The organism is Exiguobacterium abrahamii (genome assembly GCF_015645365.1).
Classification (GTDB): domain Bacteria; phylum Bacillota; class Bacilli; order Exiguobacteriales; family Exiguobacteriaceae; genus Exiguobacterium_A; species Exiguobacterium_A abrahamii.
In genome coordinates, this window is sequence record NZ_JADOYC010000001.1 from 680,168 (window position 1) to 706,353 (window position 26,186).

Sequence of the window (26,186 nt, forward strand, 5' to 3'; positions counted from 1 at the left end):
CTTCATGATAGATGAGGATGAAAGATCCTAACTGATTTTTCTAGAAAATCAAAAACAGCACCTATTCACAGATCATGAAAGGATTTGTCAGGATAGGACTTATGTTTCATCATAATATTCATTATAATGGAAATACTAGGCACCTGAAATGATTAAATTCATACAGAAAGGAAACAGATGATGATTAATCCGAAGCGTTTTGCTATACATACACTTTTGCTACTTGTACTGGTAGCCCTGATTTACGTACCATCGTTTGCCTTGATTTCCTTTACCGGTAAAGCAACGGCACCTACGACGTTTTCTGAGACGGCACGGATTGGATCGGTTCCAGTCAGCGGCATGGATCGAAAGGAAGCACAATCGAAAGTTGAGAAAGCGATTACGGAGTGGACGAAGAAAACGCCGCTGACGACTGGAACGGGAGAAGAGACGACACCGATTCCAACAGAAGTCGTGACGATCAACGCCGCTGATTCTGTTCAAAAAGCTTCTCTGAAAAAAGGTGGAGACTTGATGGTTGCAGTAGACGAGGCAGCGCTTGAGAATTTTTTAGCGACACAGCCAATCAGTTACTCGGATGAGCAACTCGTTGCCTTTAAGACATGGTTAATCGATACGAGCAAAACATTACAGGAAGGGAACTTTGATCCTGCTCAATCGGAAGCTGCAGTCGATCCAACAGGGGAGGTCGTTTCAACGGTTTCGTTCTCGACGCGTTCTGCTGCTGAAGAACAGATGATCACGGCAATGATGAATGTGGAAATCAAGCCGGGACAATTGATGAATGTCAAGACGTACGGTATGGATGCAGTCGCAGGATCGTATGTCGGTAGCAAGTTATACGAACTGTTTGCAAAGACACCATTTGAAATCGTCGAACGGATGCCGCATGCGGCATTACCAGACGGCATCACATTGGGATACGATGTCAAAATTGACGAAAAAACAGATTTTGCTGTTCGTAATACACAAGCATCCATCTATCGTGTCATTGCGACCCAAAACGGAAGCGATGTCACGCTTGAATTGCGAGGCACACCGTTCAAGGAAACGGTCACGACCGTTCTTGAAGGCGAAAAAACGATTCCATTCCGGACGATTACACGTTATTCTGCAACGCTTACAGCAGGAACGACGAGCGATACACAAGCGGGAGAAGAAGGGAAATCGATTGAAGTCTATCGCGTGACGAAGACGGCTCAAGGGCAGAAAAAGCAGTTATTGTCTCTTGATTTTTACGCAGCCATCCCAGCAATCGTGACAAAGAGTAGTCAAGAAGAACAAGCACCAGTCGTCGTACCTGAACCGGAAGATGACACGAACTCCGATGATTCGACGGATCCGAATGATTCCAATGATTCAACGGATACAAATAATGACCAAACGACGGATGAACCGCAGACAGATGGCGTCGAGACGCCAGATACACCAACATCTCCGACAAGTCCGACGTCACCTGATACACCTGATAGTAACGAAACGGGTGATCCTGCTTCACCAGTAGAAGGTGAAACAACAGGAGAACCTGTCGGATAAGAAGGAGGAAACAAGATGAACTGGACGACGATAGCAATTGAACTCGGTATCATCATCGGTCTAGCGACAATCATCTGCGGTCTGATGTTTGCGGTGACGATCCCTTACGTGACGACTGTGACAACAAAAGCGATTTTATCCGTTGCGGCGATCTTGATCGTGACGTTGATCTACTTTAGCATCCAGCTCGACTGGATTACGAACCCACTCGTTTTAGTCGGAATTGTCGTCTTATGTCTGTTGACGGCAGCAGTGACGAGTGTAATGGATGAAAAACATCAAAAACCGGATGTGTTAGAGGAAGAAGAAACATGGCACGCGGAAGGATGACATGTTAAATGGCAATGAAACGAAAACGTTTAGGGGAAATGTTGATCGAAGAAAGCCTCGTGACGGAGCAACAAGTCGAAGAGGCGTTGATGGTCAAACGATCGACCGAAAAACTCGGGGATGCACTGCTTCGACTTGGTCACTTGACGGAACAACAATTACTAGAGGCGCTACACCATCAATTGAAGATTCCAATCATCCAACTGTACAACTATCCAGTTGACGTCGCTGTCACGAAACTGATTTCAAAAGACCTCGCACAGCGACATACGCTCGTTCCGGTCTACCGCGAAGGAAATCGTCTATTCATCGCCATGGCAGACCCGATGGATTTGATCGCGATTGATGATTTGCGGATGCAGACCGGTCTATCCATTGATGTCGGAATCGCGACGCGTGACGAAATCAGACGAACAATCCTGAAATACTATGATATTGATTCGTCGTTACGGGAGCTACTCGAATCCGACGACATGATGGAGTCGGATCAATCCCGTGATGTCGTGACGCGTGAAGATGCACCCATCATCCGGCTCGTCAATCAAATTCTAGAGAACGCGATTGCCCAGCGTGCATCGGATATTCATATGGATCCGCAGGAAACGTCGATGACGATCCGGATTCGGATTGATGGAGAATTACGAACGGAGAACAATTATCCGAAGCAGATCCAAAGCATTCTGACGACCCGGATCAAAGTCATGAGTGAACTCGATATCACTGAGTCACGCTTGCCACAGGATGGACGGATTAAATATGTCTTTAACGGATTACCATATGATTTCCGTGTCTCGACCTTGCCGACCGTTTACGGTGAGAAGGTCGTTATCCGGATTCTTGACAGCTCGAACTCGAACATCTCGATTTCAAAAATCGGTTTTAGTTCGCGGAATGAATCACAGTTCCGGGAGATGCTGAAGCGTCCGAACGGCATCATCTTGATCACCGGTCCGACCGGTTCCGGGAAATCATCGACGTTGTATGCTGCGTTAAATGAGCTGAACGACGAGTCACGCAACATCATCACTGTTGAAGATCCGGTCGAGTACCAGGTCGATGGGATTAACCAGGTCCAAGTCAACGCGAAGATTGGGTTGACGTTTGCGAGTGGTCTTCGCTCGATCCTTCGTCAGGATCCGAACGTCGTCATGGTCGGGGAGATTCGCGACATCGAGACGGCTGAGATTTCGATTCGTGCTTCGCTAACAGGACACTTGGTTCTTTCGACTTTGCACACGAACTCTGCCGTTAGTTCGATCACGCGATTGATTGACATGGGGGTCGAACCGTTCCTTGTTGCTGCTTCTGTCAGTGGATTGATTGCACAACGACTTGTTCGCCGTGTCTGCCGTGATTGTGGCGAAGTCCATCCGATTTCGAAACGAGAACAAGAGTTATTTGATCAAGAAGGAATCGAAGCGACGACGGTCATGCGTGGACGTGGTTGCTCATCTTGTAATATGACGGGGTACCGTGGACGGGTTGCGATTCAAGAGGTCATCATGGTTGACGAAGTGTTACGCCGGATGATCATGAACCAATCGACGGAAAGTGATATCACAGCGTACGTCAAGGAACAAGGTCAACGATTCCTGCTTGCAGATGGTCTATCAAAAGTCGCGGACGGGATTACGACGACAGAAGAGATTTTACGGACGGTGATTTCAGAATGAACAGTACGATGGAACGGGCACAAATCGAAGATATCTTACGCTCGTCAAAAGAACGAGGAGCGTCCGATGTTCACTTAACAGCAGGATCACCACCCGTCTTTCGAATCAACGGAACGTTGACACCGTTTGGAACAGAAAAGATGAAACCAATCATCATTGATGGATTTGTGCAGTCATTGATCACGGAAGAGATGTATCAACAACTGAAACAGGACCGGGACATCGACTTTTCGTTCGGTGTGACCGGTGTCGCCCGGTACCGGGTCAACTGTTTTTACCAACGGGGCGCTTTGTCGATGGCGTTTCGAACGATTCCGACCGAGGTGCCGACGCTTGAGCAATTAGCGTTACCGCCTGTCTTGAAACGATTCTTAACGAAACCACACGGCTTGATTCTCGTGACAGGTCCGACAGGTTCCGGAAAATCGACGACGCTTGCGGCGATGATCAATGAAATCAATCAGACGATGTATAAACGGATCATTACGCTGGAAGATCCGATTGAGTATTTACATAGTCATCATAAAAGTCTGATTGATCAGCGAGAAATCGGAATTGACGCACCGCGCTTTGCAACTGGGTTACGGTCAGCGCTCCGTCAAGATCCGGATGTTATTTTGCTCGGAGAGATGCGAGACCTTGAAACGATCGCGACCGCCGTGACAGCAGCAGAGACAGGTCACCTCGTTTTTGCAACGGTCCATACGTCGACGGCTGCCTCGACAGTCAGCCGAATCATCGATGTTTTCCCGTCAGAGCAACAAGACCAGATTCGGGCTCAGCTCGCGAACGTTCTTGCGGGCGTCGTCTCGCAACGCCTGATGCCGCGTTCAGACGGTACAGGACGCGTCGCAGCCCTTGAAATCATGGTCGATACACCAGCTGTCTCGAACTTAATTCGGACCGGTAAGGAATATCAGATTCAATCCGTCCTGCAGACGGGTAAACAATACGGCATGCAGACGATGCAGATGGCATTGCAGGATCTCGTCAGTCGGGGATTGATTCCGGCTTCTGCTGCATCACCGTACATATCGGGGTGAACACATGGCAGTATTCATTTATGAAGGTCGGACGATTGCCGGCAAACGAAAGAAAGGCAAGATTACAGCACTAACGAAACGAGAAGCCGCAGAACGGTTGCGGACGGATCAGATTGCTGTGACTTCGCTTGAAAAACAAGAATCGAAAGGGTTGAACACTGAGATTACGTTCCTCAGTGCAAAACCAAAAATCGAACATCTCGTCATGTATGCGCGTCAGTTCGCGACTCTCGTACGGTCCGGTGTCTCGATCGTCAAGGCGACGGAAATTCTCCGGAAGCAGACGGAATCGAAACCACTCGAACGGGCACTCGTTGAGGTCGAAGATGACTTGCGGAGCGGCATCCAGTTTTCGCAAGCGATTGAAAAACATCCGCGCGTCTTTGATACGTTTTTCGTCAGTATGGCGATGGCGGGAGAGGCGAGTGGTAATCTTGAGGAAGCGCTCGATAACATCGTCACTCAACTTGAAAAACAATATGAAATCAAACGGAAGGTCATCTCGGCATTGATCTACCCAGCGGTCGTTTCACTTGTTGCAGTTGGCGTCGTCGTCTTCTTGATGATGAACGTCGTGCCGACGTTTGCGTCGATTTTCGATCAGCTCGGGAGTGAACTACCGTTAATCACGAAACTTGTCGTCGCCGTATCCGACTTCTTCGTCGCTTATTGGTGGGTGATGCTGTTGATTGCATTCGGATTGATTGGCTTACTGTATTTCAATTTGAAAAATGAGCGACAGCGTGTATTCTTTGATCGCTTCTTGTTAATGATTCCAGTCTTTGGTCCATTGATTCAAAAATCGCAAATCGCTTTGATGACGCGTGGACTATCGGTATTGTTGAACGCTTCGGTCCCGATCCTGGCATCGCTTGACATTACGGAACGGATCGTCACAAATCGGATCATCCGAAAGGGGATTGCCGGTGCCAATGAAGCGATGTCCCGCGGGATTCCGATGCATGAGCCGCTTGAGAAAAACAAATATTTTCCACCTCTCGTCACGCAGATGATTGCGATTGGGGAAGAATCTGGGCGTCTTGATACGATGTTGACAGAAGTCGCGAACTTTTATGAGACGGAAGTTGAGACAACGACGGACCGATTAAAGTCGATTATTGAACCACTCTTGATCGTTGTTTTAGCAGCAATCGTTGGTGTCATCGTCATTGCCGTCGTCGTACCGATGTTTAAAATTTACTCGGATATTCAAGCAAGTTGACAATTGTAAAAACATTTACCTGTTGTGAAAAAAAGACATAATCTACAAAAAATATGGTGCTACTATAATAGTATTCGTCTGGATAGTATTACCTACTAGCCAAGAACAGTCAAAAAGTACTAGGGAGGCATAATGAAATGGTAGAACGGTTAAAAGAAATCTGGTTAGATGCAAAACAAATGCGCGATGAGCGCGGACTGACGTTGATCGAGTTACTCGTCGTCGTCGTTATCTTAGGAATCATTGCAGCAATCGCTGTCGTCGCAATCGGTGGATTGATCGAGAACTCACGTAAGGATGCGCAAGTATCAAATGCAAAACAACTTATCAGTGCAGCAAAATTATATGCTTCACAAAATCCGATTGCTTCTGGTGAGACAATCGAAGTTGGATTAAGAAAAGGTTCTAATGATATTGCAGATACACCAGCGACAACAGGAACTAACGCTACTAATAAGTTAGCATCATTAGATAAATTTGTTGATTCTTTAAAAGATCCGATGGATGACGATGCTACATATAAAAATGCATACGTCAAAATCGTTGAAAACGGTGGTAAATATACTTATACAGTCTTCTTAGAAGGTGAAAAAGTATACTTTAACAATGCTGCTCCAGATTATTTGAAACGAAGTAATGTATCTAAAGCAACTACTACAACTAATTAAAAAGTCTCATTCCCCCTCCTCGGGGGTTTTTTTCTGAACTTTTTTGAAAGGGAGGTCGTGACATGACAATCGTCTTCACGGTTTATTTTTTCTTGTTAGGCTTACTCATCACGTCGTTTACGAACGTCGTCGGTCTGCGCGTCCCGGTCGGGGAGTCGATCGTTCATCCGCGCTCCCATTGTCCGACGTGTGGACATGTTCTTGGACCGCTCGAACTGACGCCAGTGCTCGGCTATGCTGTGCTCGGTGGGAAGTGTCGCTCTTGCGGACAGTCGATCTCAATCAAGTATCCAGCGCTTGAACTACTCGGAGGAATTCTTTACGCCTATGCCTTCTGGCAGTTCGGTTGGTCGATGGAACTCGCGTTGACACTCGTCCTGACGAGCTTGCTGTTCATCCTGACGATGTCGGACTTAGCTTACATGCTGATCCCGAATAAAATTTTACTCATCTTTTTGCCGATTGCCTTGATTGTGCGCTACCTTTCTCCACTCGAAAACTGGTATAATCCAATTATTGGTGGAATCGTCGGGTTCGTTCTATTGTTCGTCATCTTTCTTGCTTCCCGGCGTGGTATGGGGGCAGGGGATGTCAAGCTGTTCGGACTGCTCGGAATCTTCCTCGGACCGCTTCACGTCGTCATTGCTTTGTTCGTCTCGGCATTCGTTGGTTCCGTTCTTGGCTTAACGTTACTGGGACTCGGACGCGTGAAACGGAAACAACCAATTCCCTTCGTTCCGTCGATTGCCGTCGGGACATTACTGACATATTATTTTGCGGATGATTGGGTGTCGTGGTACCTCGATTTACTGCTTTAAGAAAGGAAGAACGTACATATGGCGCAACGGCGTAAAGGTACTTATATCTACTTTAATTTCACCGATGTCGCAATTTTCGGTGCAGTCGTCAAAAAAGGCGTCATTAAACGCCGGGCAGTCGTCGCGCTGCCGCCGGGAACACTACAAGGAGGCTGGTTACAGCCGGAAGCTTCGCTTGATTTCATCTTTGACGGACTACTGACGAAACTGAAAGTACCGCGTGGCTCGCAAGCCGTGTTGGCGCTTGACGGGTCACTCGTCCTCGCCCGGAAACTCGATATTCCGGAAACGATCGAGACGAATCAAATCCGTGGCTACTTGTTCATGGAAATCGGACATAGCATCGTCTTACCGTTTGAAGAACCGTATTTTGATTACACGGTTCTGGAAGAAGACGGGAAACGAGAAATCATGCTCTATGCCGCGCCAAACGAGGCACTGAAGCAATATACGCAACTGTTCAAACAAAAACACCTACGACTAGTTGCAGCTGAACCACAGCCGCTTGCGACCTACTTCGGGATTGAAGCTCATCATCCGGTCGCAACGGAAGCCGATACGTTATTGATCTGGAATGCGAATGCAACGAACCATCAGCTGATCATCATCGAAGATCATGTGCCGCGTTTGATTCGCTCCGTTGATACGTTTGCAGCTGACGCGTGGGATGTTGATGTCATCGACGATCAACTGCATTACCGTTACCGTTCGGATGATCCTACGGTCGAACTCGTTTTAGACGAGATGTTACTCGAGTTCTCACGTGTGCTCGATTTCTATCGTTTTTCGCTCGCGCGCGAAGGACGGGAGATCACGAACGTCGTCCTTGCCGGCGACTTCCCGTTCCGAGATGAACTGGCGACGCGATTCCGGTCGAACTTTGATTTAAGCCTTGATGAGATTCCTGACATGATGACGATCGACGGACAGTCAATTCCACGGGCCTACTTACCGCTTGCTGGTCTTGCTTCACCACGAAAAGACCGCATCAACTTGTTACCGGAAAACGATGAAGCACCGAAGTATCCACTCGTCGCTTCATTGATTCTCTTATTGTTCGGGGGACTCGCCGGTGGTTATCTCTACTGGCAAACCGATCAATTCGCGGACCGAGTCGAATCGACGAACGATCAAATCCAGATCGTCCGTCAGTTGCAGTCGGAATCGGATCAATCAGCGAAACAAGAAGTCGCACAACTCAAACAGACAGTCGAAGGACTCGAAACGACGCCTCGTCCTGCTGTACCAACACTTGAGCGGATTACCCGTTATCTCCCGGAACGCGGTTACATTCTTCAATTCGCCTATGGGGCAGATCATGCGGTGACGATGACGACACAATTCGAGACGCTCGATGAACTGAACGATTTTTATCGCGAGCTGTTGACGGATAAAGTCTTCTCAGGAACGAATCTTGCGAGCGTGACGACACGAACGATGAATGAAAAGGCAGACGTCGTCACGACAACGACGGTTGATCCGACGACCGGACAAGAAGTCCCGACGACGGAAATTACACCGTCTGACGATGCCAAATCAGAAGAACCCCGTTATATCGGACAATTCTCGTTAAACGTCAACCCGACAGAAGTCGTCAAAGGTGAGACGAACGAGGCTGATCCGGAAGTACCAAAAGAAGATCAGCCGTCTGAATCGGAAACGGATGGCTCGACGGAAGCGACTCCTGAGACCGATACGACGGAGACGACTGATCCAAATGTAACGACTGAAATCGAGGAGGTGCCGGACAATTGAAACGTTATAGTAGCTTCATCCTCCTCGGTCTAACGATCTTGATCGTCCTCGGTGCGGTCGGTTACTTCGGTTATACGACCTATACGACGCATCAAACGCTTCAAGAAAAAGAAGCGACGTTGAAGCGAGAACAGATGGTACTCGAGCAAGCGAAAGCGAACGAACAGAAAGTCGACGTCGCTGAATCAAGCTTCTTGCAGCAAAAAGTTCCAGTGACGGCGTCAAACGATGACGTCATCGATGCGATTAATGCGTCGAGTCAGATTGCCGGTGTCAAAGTCCAGTCGATCACGTTTGGTCAGGCGACAGAGACAGCACCGCAGTCACCGGTGACATCAACGCCTGCAGTTGACGGAGCGATGGCGACGGAATCAGATCAGGCTGAACCAACTGCCGCAGCACCGGTCACTGCGAATGCAACACCGCTTCCGGCATCACTAACAGTCGAAGCCCCGTCGTATGTTGAATTAATGGCATTCCTGAAGCAAATCGAACGGACGGATCGGATCACGGTCTTACGCCAAATCCAGTTGTCAGGACCGGAAGAACCGGGTCCAGGCAGTGGAACGGTCTTACTTGAGGATGAGATGCTCTCGTTCACCGTCGAGATCGAATCGTATTATCGTCCGGATTTGACGAAGTTGACGCCGGATAAACAAACACCACTCGAGGAGAAGACACCGAAGTCGGATCCGTTTGTCGATGTGACAGGAAATTAAGATAAAACAAGTGGTTCCTAGACTGTTAGGGACCGCTTGTTTTTTGTTAGACTAAACGATGACTCGAATTATCCGATTCGAAATTAACGGGAAAGAACGTGATACTGATGATAACGCAACCACACTTGATTCTCGCGTCGGCTTCACCGCGCCGGACGGAACTCCTACAACAAATCGGGATTCCTCATGAAGTCGTACCGGCGAACGTCGTCGAAGAAGCGCCGTACCCGATGTCACCGCATGAATACGTTCGTCATCTGTCGCAAAAGAAAGCGCGAGCGATTACAGCAGATGGTGTCATTCTGGCTGCCGATACGGTCGTCGCGATCGATGACATGATTCTTGAGAAGCCGGCGGATATTTCTGAAGCGCGGGCGATGCTCGCTCGTCTGTCAGGACGTGATCATGAAGTCGTGACAGGTGTGACGATTCGCTTTGGGGAGAAGGAAGAGACATTCGACGTGACGACGTACGTCCGTTTTGGTGCATTGCCAGACGAGTGGATGGAAGGCTATATCGCGACGAACGAGCCCTATGATAAAGCGGGTGGCTATGGCATCCAAGCGATGGGTGGTCTGTTCGTCGAGGCGATCGAGGGCGATTACTATAATGTCGTCGGACTGCCGATCCACGAGATCACAAAACGTCTCGCATCCTTTGAAATCAAGCCGATGTTTGCGTAATCCTGAAACAGAGAGGTCGGATGCTGTGATTGAATGGCCGAAGGATATGGTTCAGTTAAAAGGCTTGGCACAAGCGACGACAGTCGAGTTACTGGCATGTCTCGTCCGAAGTGGCACGCGCGACCGGACACCGCTTGAAATCGCGGAAGAATTACTGCACATCTATCCTTCGTTGATCGAACTCGAGGCGGCGGGAGTCGGTGGACTCGAAAAAGCACCTGGGGTCGGGAAGGCGAAGGCACTACAAATCATGGCTGGACTAGAACTCGGTCGGCGTCTCGTCACGGAACCGAAATGGGTGCGGCCGACGATCCGTTCACCGGAAGACGCAGCGGAACTGTTGTTAGAAGAGATGCGTCTCTATCAGCAGGAACACTTCATCTGTCTGTATTTGAATACGAAAAATGAGGTCGTCTCGAAAAAGACGTTATTCATCGGAGGATTGAACACGTCGATCGTCCACCCGCGAGACGTCTTCCGGGAAGCGATTCGCTGCTCGGCTGCGAACTTCATCGCCGTCCACAATCATCCGTCCGGTGACCCGACGCCAAGTCGGGAAGATATCGAGGTATCAGAGCGACTCGTTGAGGCGGGACGACTCATTGGAATCAGTTGTCTTGACCACATCATCATCGGGCATGGACAATTTATTAGTATGAAACAGCGCGGATTTATGTAAGAATAACGTCTGAAGGGAAAGCTTCGATTCTTTCCGTCAGACGTTTTTTTGTGTGTTTTCTAAGGCGAACTGTAAACAAGCTGTAACGTTTTAACGCTTTCCAATGAAGGCTTTTCCGTTATAATTAGTGAAGTGTATTCTCAGAGAGGGGTTTTTTGAATAATGTTTGGATCATTCAGCCGTGAAATCGGCATTGACTTAGGTACGGCTAACACGCTTGTGTATGTAAAGGGGCAAGGAATCGTCGTCCGCGAACCGTCCGTCGTCGCCTTCCGTACGGATACAGGGAAAATTGAAGCTGTCGGTAACGCGGCAAAAAACATGATCGGTCGTACGCCGGGTAACGTGACTGCACGACGCCCGATGAAAGACGGGGTTATCGCGGATTATGAAACAACCGCTACGATGATCAAATATTTCATGGATCAAGCTTCGAAGAAAAAAGGCTTGTTCTCTTCTAAGACGAACGTCATGATCTGTGTACCAAGTGGTATCACATCGGTCGAAAAACGTGCGGTCGAAGATGCAGCGAAACTTGCAGGTGCGCGTGAAGCGTACACGATCGAAGAACCATTCGCAGCAGCAATCGGTGCTGGTCTTCCGGTTTCAGAACCAACAGGCTCGATGGTCGTTGATATTGGTGGTGGTACGACAGAAGTTGCTGTCATCTCACTCGGTGGTATCGTCACGAGCCAATCGATCCGTGTCGGTGGTGATGAGATGGATGAGTCGATCATTCGTTACATCAAATCGAAATACAACTTGATGATCGGGGAGCGGACAGCTGAGACGTTGAAAATGACGATCGGTTACGCTCGCATCGATGAAGAGTCAGAGAACGAAACGATGGAAATCCGTGGACGTGACCTTGTCACAGGTCTTCCGAAACAGATCGAAGTCACAAGTGCGGAAATTTGTGATGCACTCTCGGATACGGTCGAAGCGATTCTTGCAGGTGTCAAACACACGCTTGAGCAGACGCCTCCTGAATTATCAGCAGACGTCATGGACCGCGGAATCGTCTTGACAGGTGGTGGGGCACTCTTGAAGAACCTCGACGCTGTCATCGAAGACGAAACACGTATTTTGACACTCGTTGCAGAAAATGCACTCGATTGTGTCGCAATCGGTACAGGAAAATCACTCGAGATGATGAATGTTCTTCGTTCGAAATCAGGCATCTCGCAAAAAAGATAAGGACGGGATGAGCGATGAAGCGATTTTTAAATAATCGAAAACTGCTCATCACACTCCTTAGTTTTCTCCTTTTGGTGATCTTGATCGGGATTTCGCTACAAGGGCGTAACCAATCCCACTGGTATCAAAGCTTTGTGCGTGATACCGTGGGCGTCGGTCAACGCCTTTTCGCGACACCGATTGGCTGGATTGATGATACGGTCACTTCGATTAAAGAAGTGCGTGACGTGTACAAAGAGAACGAACACTTGAAATCGCGTTTAAGTGACTATGCCGGCAATGCCGTCAAAGTCCGTGATCTTGAACGTGAGAATAAAGAATTGAAAGATATGCTCGACCTGAACGGATCGATTCGCGACTACAAATTGTTACCGGCAGAGATGATCGGTCGGACATCGTCCGAATGGCAACGATTTGTTACGATTAACATCGGCGAACAAAAAGGAGTCAAACCGAACATGGCCGTCGTAACAGCAGATGGACTGATCGGTCGCGTCATCCAGGCGAGTGCTTATACATCCCTCGTGCAGTTGATGTCAGATACAAGTCGGACGAATAACGTCTCGGCAACGGCAGATGACACGAAAGGAAAAGGAGTCTTCGGTACGATCGAAGGCTTTGATGAAGAGACGAAATTACTCAAGTTCACGAAAATTCCGAATGATGCGAAGCTGAAAAAAGGGCAGACCGTCACGACGTCCGGTCTCGGTGGAAAGTATCCGAGCGGAATCGTCATCGGAAAAATCGAGGAAGTGAAAGCCGATCAGTATGGGGCTTCGAAAATCGCATACGTCAAACCGGCAGCAGACTTCGAACAGTTCGGTCATGTCTTCGTGATTGAGCGCGAAGCGAAGGAACCTTTCGCTGAGACCGATAAGGGAGGGGACACTCGTGAATAACGTTAAGTTGTTTTTCGCCGTGTTCCTTCTTTTTATCTTAGAAGGAACGTTGTTCGCAGGACCACTCGGAGACGGTTCACCGTACGTCATCCATGCGACATTGATCGGCTTGATGTTCCTCGGTCGGTACGGGAAACTTGAACAGGCACTCGGGTTCGGACTTGTTTTCGGATTGCTGTATGATTTCGTGTACTCCGATATCATCGGCATTTACTTATTTGCGTTATCCGCCATTCCGCTTTTTAGTAGCTTCGTGCTAAAATATGTAAAGGAGAACGTATTGACGATTCTTGTCACGTTCACGTTCAGTGCCATTTTGTATGAGCTCGATATATATTTCTTCACGGCTTCGGTCGTAGGTGTCGGAGTCTCCTTCCAGGAACTCGCGACACAGATCATTCCAAGGAGTCTGGTTGCGCAGCTGATCGGTATCATCATCCTGTATTATCCGATGACCCGACTCGTGCAGTCGACCCTTGACGAGAAAAGAGGATGAGTCATGATTGAGCGTAAACGTTATGTAACGATGAAAGGTCATCGTGGTGGCCTCGCCGTCTATGTGAATGAAAGGTGCAGTGTGGATGAATTTCTTGACGATTTAGAGTTGACGCTTGCGGACAAATCCGTCGAGAACGGACGCGCCGTACCAATCACCTTCTTCTTCGGTCGACGTTATGTCGATGAAGGGGTGTTGACGGCCGTCGAATCTATCGTCGCGCGACATGATTCCTTCTCTTTCAAAGGCTATGATAGTGAGTGCATCACGAAGGACGAGGCAAAAGCCTTGTACGGAGAGCGAACGTTTCATTACTTCGGTGGAACGGCACGCAGTGGGCACGTATTAGACGTCGAAGGCTCGATCGTCATCATCGGAGATATCAATCCGGGGGCGGTCGTCCATGCGACAGGAAGTATCTATTGTCTCGGTGCTTTACGTGGTACCGTTCATGCAGGTAAAGGTGGCAATACGGAAGCCGTCATCGCTGCGAGTGTATTGCAACCGAAATGGGTCGCAGTCGCTGGCACCGTCCACGAAGAACCGGACGACGCACCGATTCCTGCTCTCGATATGGGTTGTGCATTTTTAGGCGAAGACGGGGTGGAATTCTCCCGCCTTCAAACCGTTCCGCTCGCGCGGATGGATCAGTTTGCGATTGATAGTGAAAGAGGGTGACGGATATGGAACAAGTGAAAGAACAGGTACATATGGAGGCGAAGACGAACATGGGACGCGCCATCGTCGTCACATCCGGTAAAGGTGGCGTCGGAAAGACAACGACGACTGCAAACATCGGAACAGCACTTGCATTGATGGGACATTCCGTTTGCCTCGTTGATACGGATATCGGGTTACGTAATCTGGATATCGTGCTAGGTCTTGATAACCGGAGTATCTATAACATCGTTGACGTCGTGACAGGGCAATGTAAGTTGCACCAAGCGCTCGTCCGCGATAAACGTTTTGAAGAGATGTATCTGTTGCCTGCTGCTCAATCAAAGGATAAGTCCTCCGTCACACCCGAACAGGTGAAGGCAATCATCGATACACTGAAACTCGAATACGACTTCGTCTTGATCGATTGCCCTGCAGGAATCGAACAAGGCTTCATGAATGCGATCGCCGGTGCCGATGAAGCCGTCGTCGTGACGACACCGGAAAAAGCAGCCGTTCAAGATGCGGACCGGATCATCGGGATGCTCGAGCGCTCAGAACGAAACATCGTTCCGAAACTCGTCATCAACCGGGTGCGTTCACACATGATGGCATCTGGCGATATGCTCGACATCGATGAGATCATGCGTATTCTTTCGATCGATCTGCTTGGTCTGATCATCGATGATGAAGAAGTCATCGCCGCTTCCCACCGTGGTGTGCCTGTGACGATGAATCCGGATAACCGGGCTGGACTCGGCTACCGTAACATCGCTCGCCGAATTCTCGGCGAATCTGTACCACTGCTTGATTTAAATGAACAACCGCAAAAAGGGTTCTTCGTCAAATTGAAGAAGATGCTTGGGATGAAATAAGAATGGGAAATTAGACTAGGACGACATCGTCGCGCCTAGTCTAATTTTTTTGGAGGGATCAGTATGCGATGGATTAGTGAACAGACCGCTTCGCTTGAACGATTGGCATTGGTCGAGGGTGGTCGATTAATTGAATATCATGAGCGGATGCGCGACGAGATTCGGGTTGGCACTTTTGTCTATGCCAAGGTCGACCGGTTGCATCCGACGCTCGGAGCAGCCTTTTTGATTGCGACTGACGGCACACCACTTTACTTACCGCTAAATGAGACGGTGGAAGCACTTCGTCGCTATCCGGACGTACCGACGATCGGACAAGCCGTCCAGGTCGGACAGACGTTACTCGTCCAGGTCGTCAAAGAGGGCGTTGCACCGAAACAACACAAAGTGACGCAGAACATCACCTATGGTGGACGTTATCTCGTCTATTTCCCGTACGGCCGACGCATCCGTTTCAGTCGAAAGCTGGATCTCGTCGTCCAGCGTCAACTGGCGGAGCAACTGACGACGACGGACGAAGAGGGGATTCTCTACCGGACGGAGGCAGCAAAAGCATCAATCGACGAATTGAAGCAAGAATTGCAATCATTACGGACACGACATAAAGAACTCATGCAGGCACCGCGTCTTGAACAAGACGAGGCACTGATCGTCCAGGAAGCGAAACGTCTTCCGCACGTCATGGAAGCACTCGTCATGACGCGTCAGGAAAAGGAACGGCTCGAGCTGCTCGGCCTGTCCGTCGAACGGTCGCTACGAAAAGGACGCTTACCTGAGATGGAAGCAATCGATGGCGCCATCGAGAAAGCGATGCAACGGGTCGTCTGGCTTGACGGGGGTGCGTATCTCTTGATTGAAGAGGTTGAGACGATGACTGTCATTGACGTCAACAGTGGGAAGACGATTTCGGTCAAAGAACAAAAGCGGACGTTTGATCAAATCAATGAAGCGGCTGCTGTCGAAGTCATGCGCCAATTACGGTTGCGCAACATCAGTGGCATGATTGCGATCGATTTCCTCCGTGGCTCTAGTAAAGGGCAGACGCGGGTGACGCAACTCCTCAAAGAACGGGCGGCGCTCGAGACGAAACAAATCGAAGTTTATGGGTTTACGAAGATGGGCTTATGCGAACTGACACGCCAACGTCACGGGAAATCGCTACAGGAGCGCTCGCAGGAATCCGGACAGTGGACGCGATTGAGTGTCTATCGCTTGATTGAACCGAAGTTACTTGAGATCGCGACCTATGCGGAAGCGGTCGTGATTCGCGCACCACGGCATCTGTTGCAGGACGAATTCATCTCTCGTCAACCGCTCGAAGTCCATGTGCTCGAAGGCGATCCAGCGGTCCTGTTCACGGGGGCGTCACAGGACTGTCTCGATTTCATCAAGCGATCGGAATAATCCTTCAGAACAGCATTGACAAGGTAGAAGAACGTTTGGTATTCTGAATAACGTTAGTTCGTTTGGAAGCACCCAAATGACTACAACCGCACAGACCGGGTTTTAAAGCATCCGCTGCCCGTGATGGCGAGTCTGAGTTCCTAAGAGGAGGTGCACGTAATGTACGCAATTATCAAAACTGGTGGTAAACAAGTCAAAGTCGAAGCTGGCCAAGAAATCTACGTTGAGAAATTAAACGCAGACGTCGACAGCACAGTTGAATTTGGTGAAGTATTGATCCTTGGTGGTGACGATGTTAAAGTCGGCGCTCCACTCGTAGAAGGTGCGAAGGTCGTAGCAACGGTCATCAAACACGCTCGCGCGAAAAAGATCACTGTCTTCAAAATGAAAGCGAAAAAGAACTACCGTCGTAAGCAAGGTCACCGTCAACCTTACACGAAGGTCCGCATCGAGAAAATCGAAGCGTAAGCCATGATACGTGTCAAGATTCGACGAGATGAAGCGGAACTCGTCCGCTCCATCGAAGTGACAGGACATGCCGAGTTCGCAGAACCAGGTCTCGACCTTGTCTGTGCCGGCGTCTCGTCGGTGATCTTCGGGGCATACAATGCCATAGAAGCATTACTCGGGCAGGTCCTGCTCCTTGAAATGGCAGAACAACAAGAGGGTGGCTACTTTTATGTAGAACCGTACGCTGACTTAGCACCGGATGTCAGTGAGCGCACCCAATTGTTACTGGAAGCGACTTTGGTCCAACTTGGTACCATCGCTGAAAGTTACGGTGAGTTTATCCAACTTGAACAAGTATAGGAGGTGGATTCCACATGTTGAAACTTAATCTTCAGTTCTTCGCATCGAAAAAAGGGGTAGGTTCGACAAAGAACGGTCGTGACTCGCAATCGAAACGCCTTGGGGCGAAACGTGCAGACGGTCAAACTGTTTCTGCTGGTTCAATCCTCTACCGTCAACGCGGTACGAAGATTCACCCAGGTATGAACGTCGGACGTGGTGGCGATGATACACTTTTCGCAACTGCAACTGGTGTCGTTCGTTTCGAACGTCTCGGACGCGACAAGAAACAAGTCAGCGTTTACCCAGCATAAGGATCGACGAAGCAGACTCTAGCCACTTTCGAGGGTTAGGGTCTGTTTTTTTTAGGAGGGAACGACCGATGGAGGAACAGCAGGTACTTGATCTTTTAAAGACTCTTCGTCACGAGTGGTTGAACCGGATACAACTCGTCCGTTCGTATGGCGCGATCGGAGACGAACAAGCAGTCGAGTCGATCTGTTCGGCATACCGGGATCAAGCATCACGGGAAGGGCGTCTAGCGCGAATCGGATTGCCGAAAACTGCACTGGCGTTACTGCAAGCTGAATGGTCAGGCAAAACTGTGACGTATGATGTCATCGGAGCACCCCACATGGAAGATGAGCGGTTGAAGCAACTCGTCGAAGCAGCCATCGCCATGATTGATGTAGGAGTAGGAGAAGTATCCGTGACCTTCCACGAGGGCGTGACCATCGAGATCTATCGGGATCTACTAGATATGTCGCGCCTTGAGGATCTAGTGACGCCGATGGAAATCGAGTCGCAGACGGAAAATGAGTGTGTGATTGAGATTGAAAGTCTTCCGTTTGAGGAAGAGAAGTAAGAGGAGGGATCCGACATGTTTGTCGATCAGGTAAATATTTATGTAAAAGCAGGTGACGGAGGACGTGGGCAAGTAGCGTTCCGTCGTGAGAAATACGTTCCGGACGGCGGTCCTGCCGGCGGTGACGGTGGTCACGGGGCTCACGTCGTCCTAGAAGTCGACGAAGGGCTTCGGACATTGATGGACTTCCGTTACAAACGTCACTTTAAAGCGGTTCAAGGTGAAAACGGTATGTCAAAAGGGATGCACGGTCGTAAAGCCGAGCACCTAATCGTCAAGGTTCCACCGGGCACGGTCGTCTACGATGACGATACGAATGCAGTCATCGCTGACCTCGTCCATCACGGACAACAAGCAATCGTCGCAAAAGGTGGACGTGGCGGACGTGGGAATACACGTTTTGCGACACCAGCCAACCCAGCACCTGAGCACGCGGAAAACGGTGAGCCAGGAGAAGAGAAGTACTTGAAACTTGAGCTGAAGATGCTAGCAGACGTTGGTCTCGTCGGTTTCCCGAGTGTCGGAAAATCAACGATATTATCCGTCGTTTCAGCAGCACGTCCAAAAATCGGTGCGTATCACTTCACGACGATCACACCGAACATCGGTGTCGTCGAAACGGAAGATAGCCGTAGCTTCGTCATGGCTGACTTGCCAGGATTGATCGAAGGTGCAAGTGAAGGTGTCGGACTCGGTCACCAGTTCCTCCGTCACGTCGAGCGGACGAAAGTCATCGTCCACGTCATCGACATGAGCGGGATGGAAGGTCGCGATCCAATCGAAGACTACAACATCATCAATAAAGAACTCGCGGACTATAACCTGCGTTTGACAGAACGTCCGCAAGTCGTCGTCGCGAACAAGATGGACATGCCGGATGCAGCAGAACATCTTGAAGCCTTTAAGGAAGCTTTCCCAGAGCTTGAAGTATTCGAAATTTCAGCAGCAACACGCCAAGGGTTACGTGATCTGTTATTCCGAATCGCTGACCTCGTCGATGCAACACCAGAATTCGGTCTTGAGGAACTCGAAGAGAAAACAGCGACACCACGTGTCGTCTACGGTTATGAAGCACCAGAAGCCGGCTTTACGATCACGAAAGATGAAGACGATTGCTTCGTCATCAAAGGACCACGCATCGAAAAACTCTTCACGATGACAAACTTCATGCGTGAAGAATCGATTAAACGTTTCGCTCGGACACTGCGTCAAATGGGTGTCGACGAAGAGTTACGTCGTCTTGGTGCAATCGACGGCGATGTCGTTCGTATCCGTGATTTCGAGTTCGAATTCGTCGAGTCATCATTCTAAGCGGTTCATTCCATTAGGAAACGGAGTGTGAAAGCATCGTGGACCCATTGCCCATGATTTCAATCGTTTGGTTAATTCCGATTCTCGTCTTATCCGCGTTCTTTTCCTCAGCCGAGACGGCACTCGCGAGTGTCAACCGGTTGCGGTTGTTGCATCAATCGGAAGCAGGGGACGCGCGTGCGTCCCGTGTGTTCCGCTTACTTCAACGTTACGAAGAGACACTGACGTCGATCTTGATTGGGAATACGATCGTCAACGTCGCCTTTATCTTATTTGGTGGCTGGTGGATCATCCAGTTCGTCGAGACGATCGCAACACAAACCGTTGCCTTTCTTGCGCTGTTTTTCCTGTTGCTGTTGTTCGGAGAATTGATACCGAAGTCGTATGCCCGTGAACATACGGAACGTTACGTGTTATTGATCGGACGTCCACTGCGCTTTTTCTTACTGTGCTTTCGACCACTTGTCTTCCTGTTACTCCGCTTACGCCAGTTGGCGCTACGGTTGATTGGAGCGGATCCGAAAGGGCCGCTCGTGACCGAACAGGAACTCAAGGCACTTGTTGATATCAGTCAGGAAGAGGGGATCATGGGGCTTGCAGAGGCGGAACTTGTTCATCAAGCAGTTGATTTTCAACATGCGACGGTCGAGGATGCACTGACGCCTCGCATGGACATTCAAGCGATCGATATTGATGCGCGGCTTGAAGACATCCTTGCAGAGGTCCAGAAGGGTGGCTATTCTCGTCTACCGGTCTATAAGGATTCGATTGATCACGTCATCGGTGTATTATCGGAACGGGACTTTCTGCGTGCATACGTGAAGAACGGCTCCGTTGATATCCGAGAATGGATTCGACCGGTATCGTTCGTCGTACCACAGACACGATTGATGGATTTATTACCGGAACTCAAAGTCAAACAGTCCCACATGGCAGTCGTTCTGGATGAGTTCGGAGGGACGGCAGGTCTGATCACCCTTGAGGATATTTTAGAAGAAATCGTCGGGGAGATTTGGGATGAACACGATGAATCATTGGAATATACGAAACGGATTGGTCCAGAGCAATACGAATGTCTAGCAGAGTATGACATTGAAGACTTCTGTCAGCAATTTCAATTGACGATGCCGGACACGGACGCTCAGTCACTTGGGGGATGGATCATGGAGGAGAGCGGACAATTACCGGACGTCGGAACGGCGATGCGTTATGAACGTGTCACGTTGACCGTCTTGCATATCGAAAACCGACGTGTCCGCAAAGTCTTAGCAACGTTTGATCCGCCATCTACGATGCCGGAGGCACGACTTGAACCGATTGAACGATAAAAAAACCGCTTATTCCTTTGGAATAGGCGGTTTTTGTATGTTCAGACATCGAGCTCTGAAACGAGAATTCCGAGACGATCGAGTTTCGCAATGGCGGCTTCCAGTGCGTCTTCATGATCCGCCTCAAGCGTGTGGATATGGACTCCGTCCGTCAGGCTCGAGAGCGGAGTGGCTTGCGTCTCCTTTAGTTGCTCGATTAATACGCGGACATCCCGACGGCTTTTTAGCATCAACTCTCCAGTGATGAAGCCGTAGACGGGATGTTCAATGATGACATCGCGGACGACGACCCCTTCATCAACGATAGCGTCACACTCATCCTTTAACTGATCGATGCCGTGACGGCAAACGATCTTGCGACGTAATTTTGAACCGTCGACTTCCGGATCATTGATCAAATAGCCACGAGCTGTCGCGATGACAGGATATCCTTTTGCCTTTAACAATGATAAATCCTGCACGATCACTTGGCGACTGACACCTGCTTGTTTCGCCAGTGCCGTTCCTGTGACAGGTTGCTCACTTTCCTCAATCATACGAAGTAATGATTTCCGGCGTTCTTCTCCGGAGATGCGTTTCCCCATCATGTCTCCTACCTTTCTCCAGTGTCATGAAATTGTGTTCAACACATCGATGCACTGTTCGATTTCTTCGTTCGTCGTGTGTCTTCCGAAACTGAGTCGAATCAACCCATGAGCCGCTGATTCGTCAAAGCCGATGGCACGTAATGTCGCATTCGGACCATTTTCTCCAGCCCGGCAGGCACTACCAGCGGAAACCGCGATTCCAGCACGATTCAAGGCGAGCAACGCGTATTGACCGTCCCGTTGCTTCGTATGGATGGCGCAGATGGAAGCGAGTTGCGTTGGCGACTCAATCATCGTGTAACGAGACGAAGACAATGTTTTTTTTAGCATACCACGAAATCGACGGCTTGAAGCTTGGATTCCTGGATTTTCTAATCGCGACGCCTCACAGGCAGCGATGAACGCGGCAATTCCTGGAACGTCGACTGTGCCTGGGCGGATTCCGAATTCGTGATGACCTTCGTAGTAGGGACTAAAGAGCGGTCGTCGCAAATACAGGGCACCTAATCCTTTTGGTCCATACACTTTATGACTACTCATCGTGTAGGCATCAAAAGCGTCGATGTTGATTGCATCTTTTAAAAATCCTTGGACCCCGTCGCAATGAAACAGAATCCCGCGCGATTGACAGTATGCTGCGATACGTTCGATCGGAAAACGAAAACCCGTATCCGAATTGACATGTTGAATCGAGACAACACCGATTTCATCCGTACAAGCTGCGACGAATTGTTCCCAATCGAACGTTCCGTCCGGTAATAAAGAAAGGTGCCGTGTTTCTTGTGCCCAGCGCGCAAGTGGAAGCAAGACCGAGTCGTGTTCACATCGAAGTGTCAAGACAACTGATTTGTTACTCTGTCGCATCAGATGAGTCAAAGCGATATAGTTTGCTTCTGATCCGCTCCCTGTAAAGATGACAGTTCCTTCTTGTTGAGCCAATTGTTGCATCAGATATTGACGGGCTCGTTCGAGTAAACCTTCAGCGTTGCCACCGATGTCATGAAGAGAAGAACTGTTGCCGTAGAACGACTGAGCGGCTTGTTGATAATGATCGAGTGCTTGTGGATGCAGCGGAGTCGTCGCTGCGTAATCGAGATAGATCATGAAAAATCCTGTCCTTTCGTCTTGTCACTCAGCTAAAAGTATGCCAAACTTATTGTCAAGTCAATAGTAAACATTTAGATATAGAGGTGTAAAACATATGTCTTTACATAAAAGACTTGAGACGGATGTATTGATCATCGGAACAGGACTTGCTGCAATTTCGGTTGCCCTGCATCTTCCGACAGGGATGGACGCATTACTCGTCTCGAAAGGTTCTCGGTTTGAGACGAATTCCGTCCGAGCGCAAGGTGGGATTGCTTCCGCTTATGCAGAAGTCAATCATCGTGGTCATTTTGAAGATACGTGCCAAGCAGCAAAAGGGCGTATCAATCCGTCCGTCGTCGATTACGTCACCCGATCGGGAACGGAGGCGATGGAATTCTTGTTACGACAAGGCGTTCCATTCGATCAATCCGAGGGAGAGTTTTTGCTCGGTCGTGAAGGAGCACATCGTTTGCCGCGGATTTATCACTCTGGCGGGGACGAGACTGGTAAACGGATCATGGAGACGTTGATGCCGCGAGTACCATTTCCGATTCTTGAGCAGACGCGTATCACAGAGTTGATTCAAGTCAACGGGCAAGTAGTAGGTGCAGTTGGATATAGCCATGGGGAGCCGATCGAGATTGTGGCGCGCGCGACGATTCTTGCGACCGGTGGAGTGGGTGGATTATTCGCGGCGTCGACGAATGACCCTTTGATTCAAGGAGACGGGATTGCACTCGCCTTTGAAGCGGGGGCGACGATTCGTGATCTCGGTTATATCCAGCATCATCCGACGGTACTCGTTCATGCAGGTCGTTCGGAAGGTTTGATCACGGAAGCATTACGTGGTGCGGGAGCAACGCTTGTAACGAAAAATGGCGACCGCATCATGGCGGATCATCCGATGCAAGATTTAGCAGCGCGAGATGAAGTCGCAAAACGAATCCACGAGGTGCGAAAGCGTGAACCGGTCTATCTCGATACGTCAAACGTCGTCGACCGGACAAAGCGGTTTCCAACGTTTGTCGAAAAATGTGAAAAACTGAACATAAATCCGGATCTTGTTGAAATTGCACCAGGCATCCATTTCTTAATGGGCGGGATCGAAACGGATCTAACGGGGCAGACGCATGTCGAAGGACTATACGCGGTCGGCGAGACAGCATCGATTGGACTACACGGTCGAAATCGTCTGGCGTCGAACTCGCTCCTTGAATGTGTCGTCATGGGGAAAGCAGTAGCAGAACAGCTCAAGTTGTTACCGGAACTTTCAGTAAAACAAGTGAAACGACGTCCGGGAACACTTCGTTCCGTAACAGACCGTCTATCGCAGGTCATTGGTGTCGAAATGGATGTGAAGCAAATAGAAGATAGTTTAGAAAAGTTAAAACGCTGGACATTAGACGAATCCGGACAGGAAGCAGAAGAAAATCGATTACGGTATGTGACGGCATGTCTGTTGCTTGAAGGGGCGCGAAGTCGGTTGACAGGAGAGGATGAGAACGTTGAACAAGTGGCAGTTACGGCAACAACTGGAGGCCTTTTTAATCGAGGACATCGGACAGTGGGATATCACGAGTGAAGGATGTCTGACGGGACAAGAACGCGGGACTGGTCGTTTTCTAGCTAAGGAAGACGGTGTTTTTTGTGGAGTCGACATCATTCGGGAGATGGCGCATTTGTTACAAGTCGACGTGACAATTCATGTGGCGGAAGGAACGGTCGTCACGCGAGGCACACTCCTTGCCGAGTGGTCTGGTTCGTTACAGGACATCTTAAGTGGTGAACGGGTCGCCTTGAATCTGGTGCAACGCTTATCCGGGATTGCGACGAAGACACGTCAAGCGGTCGAGGTAGCAGCAGGACGAATCCGAATCACGGATACACGAAAGACAACCCCAGGGTTACGAATGCTCGAAAAACACGCCGTGCGCGTCGGCGGTGGCTATAGTCATCGCGGACGACTCGATGACGCCGTCATGATCAAGGACAACCACATCACAGTCGCGGGATCGATTACAGAAGCGGTGACGCGAGCAAAACGTGTCGCGGGTCATACGACACCAATTGAAGTCGAAGTCGAGACGGAAGCGGAAGTGCTCGAGGCAGTGGCTGCCAAAGTCGATATCATCATGCTCGATAACCGGACACCAGCAGAAATCAAGCAGCTTCGGCAATTGATTCCACCGCATATCACGGTCGAGTTATCCGGCGGGATCACGATAGACACGTTATCAGACTTCGCGGAGAGCGGAGCAGATGTCATCTCACTCGGGGCACTCACCCATTCAGCTACAGCGCTTGATATCAGCATGAAAATCGAAGGAGGAAAAAAAGATGTCATTTGATCTATTACGTCACGAAGGGATTCCAGCGTCGTACTTACAGAAATCAGAAGCAGACTTGATCGCGATCATCGAAGGGGTCAAAGAACGGATGGGCAGTCGTTTGTTCTTACCTGCCCACCACTATCAAAAAGACGAAGTCGTCCAGTTCGCGGATGCGACGGGAGATTCGCTCCAGCTCGCGCAAGTCGCGAAGCAGATGACAGAAGCGGAATATACAGTCTTTTGCGGTGTCCACTTCATGGCAGAGACGGCAGACATGTTGACCGATGCGTCACATACGGTCGTTTTGCCTGACATGCGTGCTGGTTGTTCGATGGCGGATATGGCGAACGATACGCAAACTGAGCGTGCTTTTACGATCTTAACGGAACGATTTGGGGAGTCGATCTTACCGTTGACGTATGTCAATTCGACGGCAGCGATCAAAGCGTTCGTTGGTCGTCATGGTGGGGCGACGGTGACGTCATCAAACGCTGTCCAGATGGTCGAGTGGGCGCTGGCTGAACGCGACATCTTATTCTTCCTGCCGGATCAACACCTCGGTCGCAATACGGCGCACGCACTCGGAATTCCGTTAGAACAGATGGCGATTTGGGATCCGATCAAGGACGAACTCGTTTTTAACGGGGAGGACCAGGACGTCCGCGTCATCTTGTGGAAAGGACACTGCTCGGTCCATGAGAAATTCACGGTCGGTCAGATTGATCAGTTCCGCAAGACGGATCCGGAGCGAAAGATTCTCGTCCACCCGGAATGTTCGCATGAAGTCGTGACAGCGTCAGATCTCAACGGATCAACGGCGTACATCATTCAACAAATCGAACAGGCTGCTCCCGGAACGAAGTGGGCGATCGGAACAGAGATGAATCTCGTCAATCGACTTGCGACGACGCATCCAGAACTCGATATCGTGTCGCTCAATCCGTTCATGTGTCCGTGTCTGACGATGAACCGGATCGACTTACCGCACTTGGCGTGGGCGCTCGAACAAGTCGAAGCCGGTGAGCCGGTCAACATCATTAAAGTCGACGAAGAGACGACGCAGCATGCCGTGTTGGCGCTCGAACGGATGCTTGAGCGTTCGTAAAATAGAGGATGGGAGCGTGGTCGTGCGAACGATCACGCTTTTTTGTCTTCTGATTGAGAGAGCGAACGTATGTATTGATTTTTGCTGAAGAACGCTTTGAAGCCAAACGAAGATGTATGCTACAA

The 26,186-nt window shown here is 49.6% G+C and carries 28 protein-coding genes and 1 other annotated feature; of the genes, 26 read left to right on the top strand and 2 right to left on the bottom strand.

The window, feature by feature from the left end; translation table 11 throughout:
• Positions 1 to 216: 216 nt before the first annotated feature.
• The 23 genes from ITJ88_RS03310 (at position 217) to ITJ88_RS03420 (ending at position 20,950) form a co-directional block, all read left to right on the top strand.
• Positions 217 to 1,539 carry a G5 domain-containing protein gene (locus tag ITJ88_RS03310; protein WP_230088513.1) on the top strand — a complete coding sequence of 441 codons (1,323 nt, stop codon included), beginning with the start codon at positions 217 to 219 and terminating at the stop codon, positions 1,537 to 1,539.
• Between the two features lie 15 nt (positions 1,540 to 1,554).
• On the top strand, positions 1,555 to 1,869 hold the full coding sequence (locus ITJ88_RS03315; RefSeq protein WP_029342268.1) for a hypothetical protein: 315 nt from the start codon (positions 1,555 to 1,557) through the stop codon (positions 1,867 to 1,869).
• 8 nt (positions 1,870 to 1,877) lie between these two features.
• Positions 1,878 to 3,542: a GspE/PulE family protein gene (locus ITJ88_RS03320; protein WP_195864660.1), complete on the top strand. Its 1,665-nt coding sequence runs from the start codon at positions 1,878 to 1,880 to the stop codon at positions 3,540 to 3,542.
• Positions 3,539 to 4,585 (top strand): type IV pilus twitching motility protein PilT, encoded by a 1,047-nt coding sequence (locus tag ITJ88_RS03325; protein WP_149427679.1) that lies wholly within the window; start codon positions 3,539 to 3,541, stop codon positions 4,583 to 4,585. Before ITJ88_RS03320 ends, ITJ88_RS03325 begins: the two co-directional genes overlap by 4 nt.
• Before the next feature lie 4 nt (positions 4,586 to 4,589).
• A complete protein-coding gene (locus ITJ88_RS03330) occupies positions 4,590 to 5,807 on the top strand; it encodes a type II secretion system F family protein (protein WP_047393618.1) in 1,218 nt (405 codons plus the stop codon).
• Between the two features lie 137 nt (positions 5,808 to 5,944).
• Positions 5,945 to 6,475, top strand: coding sequence for a type II secretion system protein (locus tag ITJ88_RS03335; protein ID WP_195864661.1), 531 nt, complete (start codon positions 5,945 to 5,947; stop codon positions 6,473 to 6,475).
• A 62-nt stretch (positions 6,476 to 6,537) separates the two neighbouring features.
• Positions 6,538 to 7,293, top strand: coding sequence for a prepilin peptidase (locus tag ITJ88_RS03340; protein ID WP_035406466.1), 756 nt, complete (start codon positions 6,538 to 6,540; stop codon positions 7,291 to 7,293).
• 18 nt (positions 7,294 to 7,311) lie between these two features.
• Positions 7,312 to 9,048, top strand: coding sequence for a type IV pilus biogenesis protein PilM (locus ITJ88_RS03345; protein ID WP_195864662.1), 1,737 nt, complete (start codon positions 7,312 to 7,314; stop codon positions 9,046 to 9,048).
• Positions 9,045 to 9,767, top strand: a complete 723-nt coding sequence (locus tag ITJ88_RS03350; protein ID WP_195864663.1) for a hypothetical protein — start codon at positions 9,045 to 9,047, stop codon at positions 9,765 to 9,767. Before ITJ88_RS03345 ends, ITJ88_RS03350 begins: the two co-directional genes overlap by 4 nt.
• Before the next feature lie 107 nt (positions 9,768 to 9,874).
• On the top strand, positions 9,875 to 10,450 hold the full coding sequence (locus tag ITJ88_RS03355) for a Maf family protein (protein ID WP_195864664.1): 576 nt from the start codon (positions 9,875 to 9,877) through the stop codon (positions 10,448 to 10,450).
• A 46-nt stretch (positions 10,451 to 10,496) separates the two neighbouring features.
• On the top strand, positions 10,497 to 11,129 hold the full coding sequence (gene radC / locus ITJ88_RS03360) for a RadC family protein (protein WP_050677672.1): 633 nt from the start codon (positions 10,497 to 10,499) through the stop codon (positions 11,127 to 11,129).
• A 162-nt stretch (positions 11,130 to 11,291) separates the two neighbouring features.
• On the top strand, positions 11,292 to 12,326 hold the full coding sequence (locus ITJ88_RS03365; protein WP_029342258.1) for a rod shape-determining protein: 1,035 nt from the start codon (positions 11,292 to 11,294) through the stop codon (positions 12,324 to 12,326).
• A gap of 14 nt (positions 12,327 to 12,340) precedes the next feature.
• Positions 12,341 to 13,225: a rod shape-determining protein MreC gene (gene mreC / locus ITJ88_RS03370; RefSeq protein WP_195864665.1), complete on the top strand. Its 885-nt coding sequence runs from the start codon at positions 12,341 to 12,343 to the stop codon at positions 13,223 to 13,225.
• On the top strand, positions 13,218 to 13,721 hold the full coding sequence (mreD, locus tag ITJ88_RS03375) for a rod shape-determining protein MreD (RefSeq protein ID WP_023468949.1): 504 nt from the start codon (positions 13,218 to 13,220) through the stop codon (positions 13,719 to 13,721). Before mreC ends, mreD begins: the two co-directional genes overlap by 8 nt.
• Positions 13,722 to 13,724: 3 nt before the next feature.
• Positions 13,725 to 14,399 (top strand): septum site-determining protein MinC, encoded by a 675-nt coding sequence (locus tag ITJ88_RS03380; RefSeq protein WP_035406484.1) that lies wholly within the window; start codon positions 13,725 to 13,727, stop codon positions 14,397 to 14,399.
• A 50-nt stretch (positions 14,400 to 14,449) separates the two neighbouring features.
• Entirely contained in the window at positions 14,450 to 15,253 is an 804-nt protein-coding gene (gene minD, locus ITJ88_RS03385) for a septum site-determining protein MinD (protein ID WP_029342255.1), read from the top strand.
• A 63-nt stretch (positions 15,254 to 15,316) separates the two neighbouring features.
• A complete protein-coding gene (locus tag ITJ88_RS03390) occupies positions 15,317 to 16,657 on the top strand; it encodes a ribonuclease E/G (RefSeq protein WP_195864666.1) in 1,341 nt (446 codons plus the stop codon).
• Positions 16,658 to 16,731: 74 nt separating this feature from the next.
• Positions 16,732 to 16,801 (top strand) — a sequence feature (ribosomal protein L21 leader region).
• A 15-nt stretch (positions 16,802 to 16,816) separates the two neighbouring features.
• Complete coding sequence (rplU, locus tag ITJ88_RS03395) at positions 16,817 to 17,125, top strand: 50S ribosomal protein L21 (RefSeq protein WP_012370978.1); 309 nt, start codon at positions 16,817 to 16,819, stop codon at positions 17,123 to 17,125.
• Positions 17,126 to 17,128: 3 nt separating this feature from the next.
• Complete coding sequence (locus tag ITJ88_RS03400) at positions 17,129 to 17,467, top strand: ribosomal-processing cysteine protease Prp (RefSeq protein ID WP_023468945.1); 339 nt, start codon at positions 17,129 to 17,131, stop codon at positions 17,465 to 17,467.
• 14 nt (positions 17,468 to 17,481) lie between these two features.
• On the top strand, positions 17,482 to 17,760 hold the full coding sequence (gene rpmA / locus ITJ88_RS03405) for a 50S ribosomal protein L27 (protein ID WP_012370976.1): 279 nt from the start codon (positions 17,482 to 17,484) through the stop codon (positions 17,758 to 17,760).
• A 68-nt stretch (positions 17,761 to 17,828) separates the two neighbouring features.
• Entirely contained in the window at positions 17,829 to 18,311 is a 483-nt protein-coding gene (locus ITJ88_RS03410) for a Spo0B domain-containing protein (protein ID WP_069940869.1), read from the top strand.
• 15 nt (positions 18,312 to 18,326) lie between these two features.
• Complete coding sequence (gene obgE / locus ITJ88_RS03415) at positions 18,327 to 19,622, top strand: GTPase ObgE (RefSeq protein WP_195864667.1); 1,296 nt, start codon at positions 18,327 to 18,329, stop codon at positions 19,620 to 19,622.
• A 53-nt stretch (positions 19,623 to 19,675) separates the two neighbouring features.
• Positions 19,676 to 20,950: a hemolysin family protein gene (locus ITJ88_RS03420; RefSeq protein ID WP_230088514.1), complete on the top strand. Its 1,275-nt coding sequence runs from the start codon at positions 19,676 to 19,678 to the stop codon at positions 20,948 to 20,950.
• A 41-nt stretch (positions 20,951 to 20,991) separates the two neighbouring features.
• Here ITJ88_RS03420 and ITJ88_RS03425 read toward each other — a convergent pair whose 3' ends face one another.
• Both ITJ88_RS03425 and ITJ88_RS03430 read right to left on the bottom strand, forming a co-directional pair.
• Complete coding sequence (locus ITJ88_RS03425) at positions 20,992 to 21,534, bottom strand: transcription repressor NadR (protein WP_058703836.1); 543 nt, start codon at positions 21,532 to 21,534, stop codon at positions 20,992 to 20,994.
• A gap of 24 nt (positions 21,535 to 21,558) precedes the next feature.
• Positions 21,559 to 22,641 (bottom strand): cysteine desulfurase family protein, encoded by a 1,083-nt coding sequence (locus tag ITJ88_RS03430; RefSeq protein ID WP_195864669.1) that lies wholly within the window; start codon positions 22,639 to 22,641, stop codon positions 21,559 to 21,561.
• A gap of 97 nt (positions 22,642 to 22,738) precedes the next feature.
• Here ITJ88_RS03430 and ITJ88_RS03435 point away from each other — a divergent pair, with 97 nt between their 5' ends.
• The 3 genes from ITJ88_RS03435 to nadA are packed head-to-tail and all read left to right on the top strand — an operon-like array spanning position 22,739 to position 26,061.
• On the top strand, positions 22,739 to 24,208 hold the full coding sequence (locus tag ITJ88_RS03435; protein ID WP_195864670.1) for an L-aspartate oxidase: 1,470 nt from the start codon (positions 22,739 to 22,741) through the stop codon (positions 24,206 to 24,208).
• The gene (nadC, locus tag ITJ88_RS03440; protein ID WP_370567754.1) at positions 24,123 to 24,974 is read left to right on the top strand and encodes a carboxylating nicotinate-nucleotide diphosphorylase; all 852 of its coding nucleotides are present in this window, start codon (positions 24,123 to 24,125) and stop codon (positions 24,972 to 24,974) included. The genes ITJ88_RS03435 and nadC overlap by 86 nt, the downstream gene beginning before the upstream one ends.
• Positions 24,964 to 26,061, top strand: coding sequence for a quinolinate synthase NadA (gene nadA, locus ITJ88_RS03445; RefSeq protein ID WP_195864671.1), 1,098 nt, complete (start codon positions 24,964 to 24,966; stop codon positions 26,059 to 26,061). The genes nadC and nadA overlap by 11 nt, the downstream gene beginning before the upstream one ends.
• The last annotated feature ends 125 nt before the right edge of the window (positions 26,062 to 26,186 follow it).

Coding starts and splice junctions, on each gene's coding strand:
- rpmA (WP_012370976.1), top strand. CDS start 17,482: ATGTTGAAACTTAATCTTCAGTTCTTCGCATCGAAAAAAGGGGTAGGT.
- ITJ88_RS03430 (WP_195864669.1), bottom strand. CDS start 22,641: ATGATCTATCTCGATTACGCAGCGACGACTCCGCTGCATCCACAAGCA.
- ITJ88_RS03390 (WP_195864666.1), top strand. CDS start 15,317: ATGCGATGGATTAGTGAACAGACCGCTTCGCTTGAACGATTGGCATTG.
- ITJ88_RS03365 (WP_029342258.1), top strand. CDS start 11,292: ATGTTTGGATCATTCAGCCGTGAAATCGGCATTGACTTAGGTACGGCT.
- obgE (WP_195864667.1), top strand. CDS start 18,327: ATGTTTGTCGATCAGGTAAATATTTATGTAAAAGCAGGTGACGGAGGA.
- ITJ88_RS03320 (WP_195864660.1), top strand. CDS start 1,878: ATGGCAATGAAACGAAAACGTTTAGGGGAAATGTTGATCGAAGAAAGC.
- ITJ88_RS03325 (WP_149427679.1), top strand. CDS start 3,539: ATGAACAGTACGATGGAACGGGCACAAATCGAAGATATCTTACGCTCG.
- radC (WP_050677672.1), top strand. CDS start 10,497: ATGGTTCAGTTAAAAGGCTTGGCACAAGCGACGACAGTCGAGTTACTG.
- nadC (WP_370567754.1), top strand. CDS start 24,123: ATGAGAACGTTGAACAAGTGGCAGTTACGGCAACAACTGGAGGCCTTT.
- ITJ88_RS03315 (WP_029342268.1), top strand. CDS start 1,555: ATGAACTGGACGACGATAGCAATTGAACTCGGTATCATCATCGGTCTA.
- ITJ88_RS03435 (WP_195864670.1), top strand. CDS start 22,739: ATGTCTTTACATAAAAGACTTGAGACGGATGTATTGATCATCGGAACA.
- ITJ88_RS03420 (WP_230088514.1), top strand. CDS start 19,676: ATGATTTCAATCGTTTGGTTAATTCCGATTCTCGTCTTATCCGCGTTC.
- ITJ88_RS03335 (WP_195864661.1), top strand. CDS start 5,945: ATGGTAGAACGGTTAAAAGAAATCTGGTTAGATGCAAAACAAATGCGC.
- ITJ88_RS03345 (WP_195864662.1), top strand. CDS start 7,312: ATGGCGCAACGGCGTAAAGGTACTTATATCTACTTTAATTTCACCGAT.
- ITJ88_RS03330 (WP_047393618.1), top strand. CDS start 4,590: ATGGCAGTATTCATTTATGAAGGTCGGACGATTGCCGGCAAACGAAAG.
- ITJ88_RS03400 (WP_023468945.1), top strand. CDS start 17,129: ATGATACGTGTCAAGATTCGACGAGATGAAGCGGAACTCGTCCGCTCC.
- mreC (WP_195864665.1), top strand. CDS start 12,341: ATGAAGCGATTTTTAAATAATCGAAAACTGCTCATCACACTCCTTAGT.
- rplU (WP_012370978.1), top strand. CDS start 16,817: ATGTACGCAATTATCAAAACTGGTGGTAAACAAGTCAAAGTCGAAGCT.
- ITJ88_RS03340 (WP_035406466.1), top strand. CDS start 6,538: ATGACAATCGTCTTCACGGTTTATTTTTTCTTGTTAGGCTTACTCATC.
- ITJ88_RS03410 (WP_069940869.1), top strand. CDS start 17,829: ATGGAGGAACAGCAGGTACTTGATCTTTTAAAGACTCTTCGTCACGAG.
- minD (WP_029342255.1), top strand. CDS start 14,450: ATGGGACGCGCCATCGTCGTCACATCCGGTAAAGGTGGCGTCGGAAAG.
- ITJ88_RS03425 (WP_058703836.1), bottom strand. CDS start 21,534: ATGGGGAAACGCATCTCCGGAGAAGAACGCCGGAAATCATTACTTCGT.
- ITJ88_RS03380 (WP_035406484.1), top strand. CDS start 13,725: ATGATTGAGCGTAAACGTTATGTAACGATGAAAGGTCATCGTGGTGGC.
- ITJ88_RS03355 (WP_195864664.1), top strand. CDS start 9,875: ATGATAACGCAACCACACTTGATTCTCGCGTCGGCTTCACCGCGCCGG.
- nadA (WP_195864671.1), top strand. CDS start 24,964: ATGTCATTTGATCTATTACGTCACGAAGGGATTCCAGCGTCGTACTTA.